8 protein-coding genes are annotated in these 12032 nt (G+C 41.8%); 7 read left to right on the plus strand and 1 reads right to left on the minus strand.

What is annotated here, in order from left to right:
* Positions 1 to 114: 114 nt before the first annotated feature.
* On the minus strand, positions 115 to 4320 hold the full coding sequence (locus tag AB4Z50_RS18200; RefSeq protein WP_441881004.1) for a DUF5057 domain-containing protein: 4206 nt from the start codon (positions 4318 to 4320) through the stop codon (positions 115 to 117).
* A gap of 263 nt (positions 4321 to 4583) precedes the next feature.
* Between AB4Z50_RS18200 and AB4Z50_RS18205 the strand changes: the two genes are divergently transcribed.
* The 7 genes from AB4Z50_RS18205 (at position 4584) to AB4Z50_RS18235 (ending at position 12022) form a co-directional block, all read left to right on the plus strand.
* On the plus strand, positions 4584 to 6248 hold the full coding sequence (locus tag AB4Z50_RS18205) for a GspE/PulE family protein (protein ID WP_441881005.1): 1665 nt from the start codon (positions 4584 to 4586) through the stop codon (positions 6246 to 6248).
* Between the two features lie 15 nt (positions 6249 to 6263).
* Entirely contained in the window at positions 6264 to 7310 is a 1047-nt protein-coding gene (locus AB4Z50_RS18210; RefSeq protein WP_441881006.1) for a type IV pilus twitching motility protein PilT, read from the plus strand.
* On the plus strand, positions 7310 to 8518 hold the full coding sequence (locus AB4Z50_RS18215) for a type II secretion system F family protein (RefSeq protein ID WP_441881007.1): 1209 nt from the start codon (positions 7310 to 7312) through the stop codon (positions 8516 to 8518). Before AB4Z50_RS18210 ends, AB4Z50_RS18215 begins: the two co-directional genes overlap by 1 nt.
* Positions 8519 to 8591: 73 nt before the next feature.
* Positions 8592 to 9041: a type II secretion system protein gene (locus AB4Z50_RS18220; RefSeq protein WP_441881008.1), complete on the plus strand. Its 450-nt coding sequence runs from the start codon at positions 8592 to 8594 to the stop codon at positions 9039 to 9041.
* A gap of 105 nt (positions 9042 to 9146) precedes the next feature.
* Entirely contained in the window at positions 9147 to 9902 is a 756-nt protein-coding gene (locus AB4Z50_RS18225; RefSeq protein WP_441881009.1) for a prepilin peptidase, read from the plus strand.
* A 16-nt stretch (positions 9903 to 9918) separates the two neighbouring features.
* The gene (gene pilM, locus AB4Z50_RS18230; protein ID WP_441881010.1) at positions 9919 to 11430 is read left to right on the plus strand and encodes a pilus assembly protein PilM; all 1512 of its coding nucleotides are present in this window, start codon (positions 9919 to 9921) and stop codon (positions 11428 to 11430) included.
* Positions 11423 to 12022 (plus strand): hypothetical protein, encoded by a 600-nt coding sequence (locus tag AB4Z50_RS18235; protein WP_441881011.1) that lies wholly within the window; start codon positions 11423 to 11425, stop codon positions 12020 to 12022. Before pilM ends, AB4Z50_RS18235 begins: the two co-directional genes overlap by 8 nt.
* Positions 12023 to 12032: the final 10 nt, after the last annotated feature.

Below are 12032 nucleotides of genomic sequence, written 5' to 3' on the forward strand. Positions count from 1 at the left end.
AGATGCGAATAGCCTTCAGAGTACGCAGTCCTATACTCTGAAGGCTATTTTTTGCGTCATGATGATGAAAAGAAAAAAAGCCGCCAAGCTATTGCTGCTTGGCGGCTTTGACCGTTAGTATCTGTCTGTTCCGTCTGTCGGAGAAGGCGGATAGGTAACGATAATAGTAATTTGAGCATTGACTTTTGGATCATGTGAGTAGACTACTGTAATCGTTGCTGAACCAGGCTTAAGGGCCTTTATTTTACCGTCAGAACTAACGCTAACGATTGAAGAATCGCTGCTACTCCAAACTAGTGAATCCTTAATGTTTGTTTTACCATTAGTAGGATCTGAACCGAGTTCATTCCACAATTCCAACTCTGTTCCAGGAGTAACTGTTTTAGTGTTCGATAATTTCAATATAACCTGATTTACTTCAATGGTTAGCTTGTTAGAGACGTAAATACGCCCTGCGTTCGTCGTCACCGTTAGTTTAACTTCTACATTGCCAGCTTTTATGCCTTTAAGTGTTGCAGAGGTTTGTGTTTGTGAAGCCAAAATACCATTCGCATTTCCTTCTGTAACACTCCAAACTGCTGTTTTAATCGGGTCATTGCCAGAAGCAGGAATGACAGCCGATAATGCAATGCTCGTACCTAATGGAATGTTACTTGGCCCACTAATGACGGGGTTCGGTAATGTCACGGTTACTAATGCATTTTTGGATATCCCACTGCCATCCGAAGCTGTAACTGTAATCGTTGCTGCTCCAATGCCAACCCCTGTAATTTTACCGTCACTTCCGACAGTTACAATAGAGGTATCGCTCGATGACCAGGTGACCGCTTTGTTTTTTGCATCGACTGGATTAAACACGGGTGTCATTTGTTTTGTTTCGTTAAGTAAAAGCGTTGCATCAGCTAAATCGATACTTATTAGCTTCTTGTATACCGTTATTTTCTTTGTCGCGGTATATTCTCTTTTTTTGTTCGTTACAGGATCTGTCTGATCAGTAGTAACCTTTAAGGTAATGGTTGCATCGCCAGCTGATAATCCCTGTACATTCGTTGAGCTGCCGCTAGTGTTGCTTAAGCTTATATTTCCAGTGTTTGATGTGACTTTCCAGTTATAGGATGTGATATTCTCATAATCTGCTGTAAATAGCTTTGATTCCAGAATAATAGATTCATTAACAGCGACAGTTTCAGGGCCTGTAATATTAAGCCCTGGGCTAATAACGGTAACGACTGCGCTTGTTGTAATTTTACTGCCATCAGTTGTTGACGCTGTTATGTTTGCGGTACCTGATGTGATGCCTGTAATAATGCCAGTACTGCTATCGATAGAGACAACAGAAGGACGATCAGACGTCCAAATCAGTTGTTTATTAGTAGGTTCTTCAGGCGTAAATACGGGAATCAAAGGCAGTCTGTCACCTACTAAAATTGTTTTATTATTTACAGTCACCGCTTTGATTTTAGTAATAGCTTTTAATACATAATGTGGGAATTGCAGCTTTTTGGATGCCTGCTCACCAATATCTTTAAAATCTAATACGGCATCAAGTAATGGATAAGACCCGTCTTTTTTCGGTGTAACCGGAATATTGAAAGTAAACGGAATAGCTGTGTATGTGTTTCCAGAAAGCGTGTATTTGATATCATCAATTGTTCCAGTGACAGTGTAGCCTGTAGCCAAATTACCGATTTTTCTAAAATTAGACGGGAGTGCTCCTATCTCTAAATTAGCAGGAAACGTCTCATTAAATTTCAATGAAGTGATGATCATTCGATCAGCTGCAAGAGCCTCGTTTCTGTTTATTGGTTTAGGTGTCAGCGTGTATGTGAAGGTTGCTGCTGTATCTTTCTCAACGGTCTCCTGAACGACATTACTGGAAACAGTGCGATTCAACTCAAGGTTGGAGGAGACTTTAACAACCTTAACATTTATGAATTTAACAACTTCAGCGCCTTTAGCATCGCTTGCGATAATTTGGACTTTCAAATCTCCGCCGTTTGGAAGAGGATTAGTAACGCTCTTATTCACGGTTGATCCTGACAGAATCTTTTCGTTAGTTGTTACAGGATAAGATTTTCTGTTGTATATCAGATTAATTGATGTTATTAGTTCTCGATCGTTCAAGTCGAAATCCTCAGCCTTGTAGTTAATCAGAAGATCCTGATAGGAGGGGATAAAGTTATTGTCGACTTGATTATACTCAATTGGACTGAAGACAGTCAGTTGAGGAGCATGATTAGATCCCATAAATGCTCTATACATGGTATTAATAAACAACTTTTGCTCCCACGCTGGGAAGCCTTTGTTTGTATGACCTGAACCTGAATAGGTCACATTGCCTTTGGAATACGTGTAATAATGATTCCAGCTGTCACCGGACGTACGGACACCACCGATCATATTGTACCAAGGGATAACAGTAGCGTCCTCTAAATCAAGAGTGAAATACTGGTTGTGCGTCGTAGCGACCTGTGTGGATTCGTTTAATAAAAAAGGGTATTGCGTTAATAGTCCTTCATTTACTTTTTCTGTTGATGTAGCTTGTAGTGGATTTCCGAGTCCCATGTCTGTACGTGGGGCAATTTGTCCAGTTGTCGTTTGGAATTTATTGAGCCAGTTTTGACTTTCGCTATTATTATTCACAAAGATAGTATCATGCGTAAACATAACGCTCTGACCTGTACTTATGAACTGCTGTACAGCAGCTGTTGCGTTATTACCGATTGGTGCAAAGTTGTTGTACTCATCGACAAATCCGAATATGAGCATGTCATATTTTCCGTTTAATGTGTTGTACCCGCTGTTATTAAAATTAGTTATTGAGGTCGTATCGATCGTAATGCCATAATCATTAGTTATTAAATCTTTTGATTGTAAATTATTGTTTAGATTGCTGTCGTTTGTGTTTTTGTTCGGCAATACTTGAAGTACTTTAATATTAATTTTCTCATCTTGGAAGCGGTATACCCCAGTTTGAATATCTTTTAAAGGACTGCCGAATTCAGATAGCTCGAGTCTCCAATACTGAAGACCAGAGTATCCGGGTGGAAGCTTATACGTAAGCGTACCGCTTTTCTCTGTAACCGTTTGAGAAGTGACAAATTGTTCAGCACCAAACGGCAGAGAGCTGTCAGTTCCAATAAATAAGTTTAAATTAATGTTTTTGGAAGCGACATCGCCAAGGTTATCGACTGCATACTTAAATGTGATGATCTCATCAGGAGAATACTTTTTTGTCGAAGTTGATGTGTAGCCGTCAGGCTTCTCGGTTAGGGTGAGTAAAGGTCTGATATTTCCTTTATCAAGAAGATTGATTTTCGATACAAAATTAGTTTGGCTAGAAATGTCATTATTGTTCACAAAAATTACATTGCTTTTAGTCTTTCCTACTTGGTTGTAGATGGCGAAGTTTTTTTTCAAAAGAGCTTCTTTTATGTTATTGCCACTTCCTAAATCAGCCTGGTGCAGTAATCCTTTTTTGCTTCTGTCTGTAGAATCGCTATAGAGAATAACTGGGAGTCCTTTGTCAACGAAGTTTTTAATAATCTCTGTTGCTTTTAATTGAGTAATATCATTTTGCTTGCTAGCAGTATTATGGGCACTTGACGTAGAGCTTTGAGTAGGGAGTGTGATACTATAACTACCCTTCCCAATATATATCGCGTCATAGTTCCCATCTAGCTGTTCGCGTGAAGCAACAAATTGTTTCATGCTTAATGTATTTATCGTAATTAGGTTAGTTGTACCGACCGCAGCAGTCAGATCAGAAGTTCCTGATTCGGTAATTTCCAATACGTTAACAGTAGGACGAAGCTTTTTAACAGAAAGATTGAATTTTTGAGAATCATTTTCTGTATCGTTTTTAGCAACTAAAGTGTTTGAATTTACTTCCAAGTATTTTTGCGAGGAATTAATTGTACTTTTCGTTTTAAATCGAACAATTCCTTCAGAAACCGCTTGCTTCACGAATTTTTCACTATCTGAAGGATTCGTTTTTGTTAAAACTGTAAGTTTATTTACATTAGAGGATGATGTGGAATAGGAAAGATATTTGTTGGTGCCTTTGGATTTGATAGACACGATATCATTGCCATGATCCTCAAGCTCAAACAACTCGTCTAAGAAATATTGGTTTGCATCGACAGTTATAGCTTCATTCTTTAGAGAAACAAACTTCGAATTATTACTCAATGTAATCGTAGTGCTAGGCACTGCTGCTTTAACTAAGTAAGGCTTAACCCCGATGTATGTGAAAGTCATAGCTAGTATCGTAATAATGCAAACGATTGAAACTCTTTTCCTCAGAAATGATAGATTCATGATCCTTTCCTCCTTATAAACTAAAATCAAATGAGTCTTATTACCTAAAAATTGCAATGAAAACTGTTGTAATTTGCCATATGTAGGATATAATCAGTGTAAGCGACAACGCTAGTTGTTGCAAGATAAACTAGCGAAATACATATAAGAGAACGGATATTGTAGATTTAAAGATAGGATTCAATGTGAAGTAGGTATATAGAACCAATTATATAAAACTATTTATTTGCATTGGAATAGGGATAGAGATAGGGGTTGAAGCTGTGGCGGCAATCAAAAAAAGACTAGGAGATTTGCTTGTTGAGAGCTTGCTGATTTCTGAGGAGCAGCTGCAGGAAGCGTTGCGTGAGCAGAGTAAGACCAAGCAAAAGCTGGGTGACTTGCTCATTACACAAGGTTATATTACCGAACAGCAACTAATAGAGGTTTTAGAGTTCCAACTTGGTATCCCACATGTGAGTTTATACAAATTTCAAATAGATCCGGCAATCGCTCAGATTATTCCAGAGAGCATGGCAAGACGTTACCAAGCTATCCCGATTCAAAAAGAAGGCGGAAGGCTAATGGTCGCGATGGCCGATCCGCTTGATTATTTTGCAATAGAAGAATTGCGAATGAGCACGGGCTTCCGTATCGAACCAGCCATTTCAAGCAGAGATGAACTACAACGAGCCATTGCTCGTCATTACGGTCTTCAAGATTCCATGAATCAGATGCTGGTCGATCTTTCTTCTTCGGATGATATTCAAGAAATAGAAGTGATGGATGAAGATTCGCCAGTCGTTCGCCTTGTGAATCAGATGATTCAGCAAGCAGTTCAACTAAGGGCATCGGATATTCATGTGGACCCAGGCGAGATGCAAATATCGATTCGTTATCGGGTGGATGGTGTGCTTAGAACGGAGAAGACGGTTCCGAAGCAAATGCAAGGCTTCATCACAGCTAGGCTCAAAATTATGGCAAAGCTCAATATTGCCGAACGCAGACTGCCTCAAGACGGACGCATTAAGATGCAGGTTGATTTTAAAAATGTCGATATTCGAGTATCCTCACTTCCTACAATACACGGTGAAAAAATTGTATTGCGGATTCTCGATTTAAGTACTGGTGTGAAGGCGATTGATCAGTTGGGCTTCAACGAGCATAACTTCACCTTATTTAAAGAAATGATCGACAAGCCATACGGGATTTTGCTTATAACTGGCCCTACAGGCAGCGGTAAAACAACTACTTTATATTCTGGACTTCAGCATTTGAATCAGGAAGATACGAATATTATTACGATTGAAGATCCTGTTGAGTATCAGCTGGAAGGCATCAATCAGGTGCATGTGAGTCCGAATATCGGGCTGACATTTGCAGCAGGACTGCGCTCTATTTTGCGGCAAGATCCGAACGTCGTTATGGTGGGCGAAATTCGAGACAGCGAGACGGCAGAAATTGCGATCCGTGCATCGTTGACGGGGCATTTGGTATTGTCGACTTTACATACGAATGATTCAGTTAGTACGATTACCCGTTTTAGAGATATGGGTGTTGAGCCCTATTTGATTGCTTCCTCTCTCGTAGGCGTTGTTGCGCAAAGGCTTGTCCGACGCGTTTGTGCGGACTGCAAGCAGTCGCATGCCGTGACCGACCAGGAACGAATATTTTTGAGAAGTCGTTCAATTGAGATAGAGTCGCTTATAAAGGGCAAAGGCTGTGGAAGCTGCAACAATACTGGATATCGCGGCCGAGTTGCTATTCACGAGGTATTGTTTGTGAATGATGAGCTGCGCGAGCTTATTAACGAAGGGGCATCCGTTCAACAATTGCGTGAAGCGGCAGCAGGGCAAGGCATGATTCAATTGATGGACGACGGCTTGGAAAAAGTAACACGTGGGATTACGACGCTGCAGGAAGTGCTGCGCGAGACGGTAGCACATTAGGCGGAGGGTGGTAACATGTCTGCAAAAGAGAAAATAATGGATCTGCTTAGGCAAGCCCATGAGCAGAAAGCGTCCGATCTTCACATCTCGGTTGGCTCTGCCCCAACATTTCGGGTTAACGGCGGTTTAAAAGCAAGTGAGGACGAGCCAGTTGTTTCAGAGGAAGCTATGGAAATGGCGGGTTCGATGCTTAATGAGCAACAATTGCAATATTTTCAAGATCACGGTGAGATTGATTTCTCCTATAGCATGACGGGCTATTCCCGTTACCGGATTAATATTTATCGGCAGCAGGGCAATGTAAGTATTGCGGCAAGATTAATACCGACGCAAATTCCTACATTGGAGCTGCTCCAGCTTCCTCAGATGATTGCGCCTCTTGCCAATAAACCACAAGGGTTAATTCTTGTGACGGGCCCGACAGGGAGTGGGAAATCGTCAACGCTGGCTGCATTTTTAGGTTATATCAATCGAACGCAGAAGAAACATATTATTACGCTGGAAGATCCGATTGAGTACGTACATAAGAGCGAAGGGTCGATCATTGATCAGCGAGAGGTAGGCAGTGACACAAGAAGTTTCTCCAATGGCTTGCGTGCTGCGCTCAGGCAAGATCCAGATGTCATTTTGGTAGGGGAAATGCGAGATTTGGAGACGATTGCTGCTGCCGTAACGGCTGCAGAGACAGGCCACCTCGTGCTCGCTACATTACATACTACGGATGCGCCTCAGACGATTGATCGAATTATCGATGCTTTTCCAGGACATCAGCAGGCGCAAATTAGAGCACAGCTAGCTGCGGTTCTAGTGACAATCATATCTCAACGTTTGTTTCCTCGAATAAACGGTCAAGGCAGAATTGCTGCGACAGAAATTCTAGTCAATACTCCGGCTGTAGCAAACTTAATTCGTACAGAGAAGGTTCATCAAATTAGAAGCGTGATGCAGACAAGTCGAGCGTTAGGGATGCATACTCTCGATATGTCGATTAAGGAATTGCTGCAAAAGGGTATGATTGATCCGCTGTCAGCCAAATCTTATTTGGTGGAAGGAGGACTCTAATGCCGCAATATAACTATCAAGTCAAGGCAAACACCGGACGACTGATTAAAGGCAAGCTCTCGAGCATGGATAAAGCTTCTGCAGTGGAGGAGCTCCGTAAACGAGGCTTAAAGGTGTTGTCGGTTCAAGAGGTTCGATATACGGTCTTATCGACCGAACTATATATTGGGAATCCAGTAAAAGGGATTCATTTCATTATTTTTTGCAGACAGTTTGCAACGCTCATTCGTGCAGGTGTTACACTCGTCGAATCGACAGCCATTTTATCTGAGCAGACGGAGAGCAAACCACTGAAAAAGGCTTTAGTTGATGTGAACTCGTCCTTGCTAAGAGGGGTTTCGTTCTCACAAGCAGCACAGGAGCACAAGCGGATTTTTCCGCCGATGTTCATCAGCATGGTTCGCGCAGGCGAGGAAACGGGAGATTTAGAGGGTACGCTGGATCGTCTTGCTGTATTTTTCGAAAAAGCACATACGACGAAGGAAAAGATCAAATCGGCCATGACCTATCCGATTGTAGTTGGCATAATGTCACTCGCGGCGGTCGTCTACTTGCTTCAAGGTGTAGTGCCGCAATTCGTCACGATGTTCGCTTCATTTGACGCAGAATTGCCGATGATTACGAAAGTCGTATTGTCATTAAGCGATAGTATATCTAATCAGTGGTATATATGGGTGCTGGCTCTGGTGGCTGTCCTTACTGCCTATCAATTTGCGATACGCTCGGAACGAGGAAGTTACTTTATTGATTATGCGAAGCTGAAGATTCCGATTTTCGGCAAACTGCTCCAGAAGGGCGCCATCGCTCAAATGACTAGGACACTTTCTTCCCTGTATGCGAGTTCCGTGCCGGTATTGCAGTCTCTGGCTATCGTAGAGCAAGTAGTTGGCAATAAGGTGATCGGAGAAGTAATCCGCAAATCAGGAGATTCGCTAAGACAAGGTAGTCCGTTATCCGATCCGCTCAAAAAATCTTGGGTGTTCCCGCCGCTCGTTACACAAATGATAGCGGTCGGTGAGGAAACGGGGGCGCTCGATCAGATGCTCTCGAAAGTAGCTGATTTCTATGAAATGGACGTCGACAACACAGTTGACCGTCTCAAGTCATTAATCGAGCCGTTATTAATCGTATTTCTGGCTGGCGTTGTTGGTTTGATCGTTATGGCGATCATGCTGCCGATGTTTAGCTTATATTCTACTGTTGGGTAAGCACAGGATGCGATGAGTCCGCTCATCTATCTGCTGCTATTCATAAATAAACTATTTTCAGGAGGAATTACAAATGCAAATGTTATTGAAACGTTTTAAGAAGGAAGAGAAAGGTTTTACGCTAATCGAGCTATTGGCGGTAATCGTTATTTTGGCTGTTATCGCGGTAATCGCGGTTCCTTTGATTGGTAATATTATTAGCAATACAAAAGCAAAGTCGGATTTGGCCACTGCTCGTCAAGTTTATGATGCTGCTCGATTATACAATGTTGCCGTTAATGCCGGGGAAATGAAGACTGTATCAATTGCTGATTTACAGACAGGTAATTACTTGGAAAAGAAAATTTACTTGCCAAGTAATAAAGCAGAAATATTAGGTGGTACAGTAACATTTACATCAGGTGTTTTAACTTCGGTAACATTAGCAACTTCAGCAGCTACACTTCCAACTACAGTAGTTAGTGAGGCTACATCAACACCTGCTGATAAATTCTATGATGGTACAAACGTGTTAAAGCAGTAGATAAACATTAGTGTGAAGTTTTGGGGGTATAGCGATAATTTTAATTAAAGCTATTCTCCCTTAATTTCTATTAATAGAAATTTCTTGAGAAAGTGAACTTAAACTATGAATCTATTTATCTCCATCTACCTATTCATCCTCGGCCTCATCTTTGGCTCTTTCTTTAATGTAGTAGGACTACGAGTCCCAATGAAACAATCGATTGTGAATCCGCCTTCGCAGTGTCCGAATTGCGGGAACCGCTTGAAAGCTAGAGATCTTATTCCGGTATTAAGCTGGCTGTTTGCCAGAGCGAAATGCAGACAATGCAGTGTTCCGATATCTGTTGTTTATCCGCTTGGAGAATTAACGACAGGTCTTTTGTTTTTATGGATATATCTAACTTTTGGAATTTCGTGGGAAATGGTAATTGGTTTATTGCTCGTCAGTATGGGAGTAATCATCACCGTTTCTGATTTGAAATATATGCTTATTCCGAACCGAATTTTACTTGCTTTTGCGCCGCTGTTTATCATCCTTCGTCTTATTTATCCGCTGGACTCCATTTGGATTCATGTGTGGGGAGCTCTACTTGGCGGGGGTGTTCTGCTGCTGGTCGTAATTGTGACTCGCGGCGGGATGGGAATGGGCGATGTGAAGCTGATTATGCTGCTCGGCTGGATTATTGGATTTAAAAATTTAATTCCAGCTTTCATGATTGCTTGTTTAGCAGGAACTCTCGTAGGTGGGGCTCTCTTGCTGCTGCGTATCGTGCAGAGAAAACAGCCTATACCTTTTGGCCCTTTTCTTGTGTTTGGCGCATTATTAGCCTTTGCTTATGGCGAGGATTGGATTTCGTTTTACTTATCGATATTTGAGTAGCAGGATGTGATGATTAATGATTACGGGATTGAACCGAATAGGTTTGACAATCGATCATACAGGTGTTCGATATGTGAAAGCGAAAAAGAAAAAGGGCTGGGAAATCGAAAAAAGCGGCTTTTTGTCTTTTGCAGCAGGTTTAATTGTAGAGGATCAATTTATAGCGGTGGAGGAGCTTCGTAATCAGCTTAAGCACTGGGTAAAAGCTGAAAAGTTAACAGGGGCATTTGTTACTGTGTCGATACCGACTTCCCAAGTGATTATTCGTAAGCTTATTATTGAATCGTCAAATGCAAAGGAATTAAAGCAGCTGATCGAGCTTGAAATCGAAACTGCCCTTCATTTGCCTTTTGAAAAACCAGTATACGACTATGTGATCATATCTTCAGCAAATGATAGAAGTGAAGTGCTCGTTTATGTGTCGCCGCTCAAATGGATTCAACAGTGCGTGGCACTATTAGAGGGTGCAGGTTTAAAGGTAAAGTATGCTGAATTAGCTTCTACTGCTCTAGCACGGGCTATTAAAGAGAAAAATGATACAAAGCTAGAGAGCACGATGCTTATTAATTTGGATGATTCAAATATTGAAATTTATATGTTCCATAATAGCCAGCCCGTATTTATGCGAGTCATGAATGAATATGAGCAGCTAGCGATCAAAGAGACGGGACTTGCTCCGGAATTAATAGCTAGCATCAATGCGGAAATTTCGAGACTATTAAACTTTTATCAATATAGTATTCACGAGGGCCAATCGAAAATAACCCATACGCTTGTAACAGGCAATGTAATAGGAAAAGAGCAGCTCGTTAGTGAGTTCAGATTGCTGCAGCCGGACATGCTGGTGGAAAGCCAAAGCTTTGCTTCCTCATCACCTCAGATGAAAGGTAATGAAGCGGACGAATACCGCATGGCTTTTGGACTTGCGATTAGAGAAAACAAGGATAAGGCTATAAATCTCCTGCCAGAGAGAATCATTAACAAGAAGCAATTTTCTGCTCAGCTTGTCGTTGCAGGTATCCTTTGGTTTGCATGCCTGATCGTCATCGTGTCGTTGTATACAGGGGCTAGCTCAAGTTTGCAAAAGCAAACGAAAGCAGCTGACGCTCTGACGCAAAGCAATGCTCTATTAGAACAAGAGCTCGCTAATCTAAACAAGCAAAGTCAGCTCGATGTTGATCCAGAGTCAGTTATTAAGAGCATTCGAGAGCATAGACAAGATGCCGTCGTTGTCCTTGATCAATTGCAAGACCATTTGCCATCGCTCGCTGCTATTCAAACGATGGAGTACAGCAAGCCGGGCTCCATAGCGCTTATCGTGAAATTTGTTGATATGAAGGATGTTGCTGATTATTTAAATGTTTTAAGAACGCTGCCTTTTTCAGGCGGAGCGCTGCTTCAAGGCTTTACAGGTACGGAAACTCAGCAAATTGCCCGCTTCGAGATGAAATGGAAGGGTCAGCTGGAAAGCGAAACACAAGAAACTACGGGAACGACAGAAGAAGGAGGAGTTGCTGCTAATGGATAACAACAAAAACCATTCGCTCATCATCCTCGCGATCATGCTGATGTTTCTCATTTTGCTAGTAAGCTATGTGACGATGCTTCAACCGGCTTATAAGAAGCTTGGGGACAAAAAAGATCAGGTTGTTCAGCTACAAAAAACGACCGAGCTGCTTACCAAAGCACTTAGCAACAAAAAGGAAAAAGGGAAATTGCCCGAGCAAGAGATTCAAGCGACTTTGCCGCTATGGGACAATACGGAGCAAATGATCGTCAGTTTGAAGGAGATCGGACTGAGCACACAAACAAAGCTGAGCAGTGTTTCATTTAGTGTATCGGAAACGAACCAACTGAACACTTTAATTGGAACTAAAGAACCGATGTACCCAAGTGTAAAAGAGTTGAAGACGCAGCTAGTCATACAAGGCAGTTATGAACAGATACGGAGCTGGCTTGTTGAGGTTCAGAAGCTGCCACGTTTGGTCATCGTTGATAACATCCGATATTCAATGGCGATTAGCGGATCCATTTCTGCGGAAATTTCAATTACAGCCTTTTTTGATCCCTCGTATGCGTTTATGCTTGAAAATCCGATTTTGCCAAAAGCAGCTGAATAATGCTGCTGCT

The sequence above is a fragment of the Paenibacillus sp. 2TAB26 genome, from assembly GCF_052115145.1.
Taxonomy (GTDB): domain Bacteria; phylum Bacillota; class Bacilli; order Paenibacillales; family Paenibacillaceae; genus Pristimantibacillus.

Coding starts and splice junctions, on each gene's coding strand:
- pilM (WP_441881010.1), top strand. CDS start 9,919: ATGATTACGGGATTGAACCGAATAGGTTTGACAATCGATCATACAGGT.
- AB4Z50_RS18225 (WP_441881009.1), top strand. CDS start 9,147: ATGAATCTATTTATCTCCATCTACCTATTCATCCTCGGCCTCATCTTT.
- AB4Z50_RS18220 (WP_441881008.1), top strand. CDS start 8,592: ATGCAAATGTTATTGAAACGTTTTAAGAAGGAAGAGAAAGGTTTTACG.
- AB4Z50_RS18200 (WP_441881004.1), bottom strand. CDS start 4,320: ATGAATCTATCATTTCTGAGGAAAAGAGTTTCAATCGTTTGCATTATT.
- AB4Z50_RS18215 (WP_441881007.1), top strand. CDS start 7,310: ATGCCGCAATATAACTATCAAGTCAAGGCAAACACCGGACGACTGATT.
- AB4Z50_RS18235 (WP_441881011.1), top strand. CDS start 11,423: ATGGATAACAACAAAAACCATTCGCTCATCATCCTCGCGATCATGCTG.
- AB4Z50_RS18210 (WP_441881006.1), top strand. CDS start 6,264: ATGTCTGCAAAAGAGAAAATAATGGATCTGCTTAGGCAAGCCCATGAG.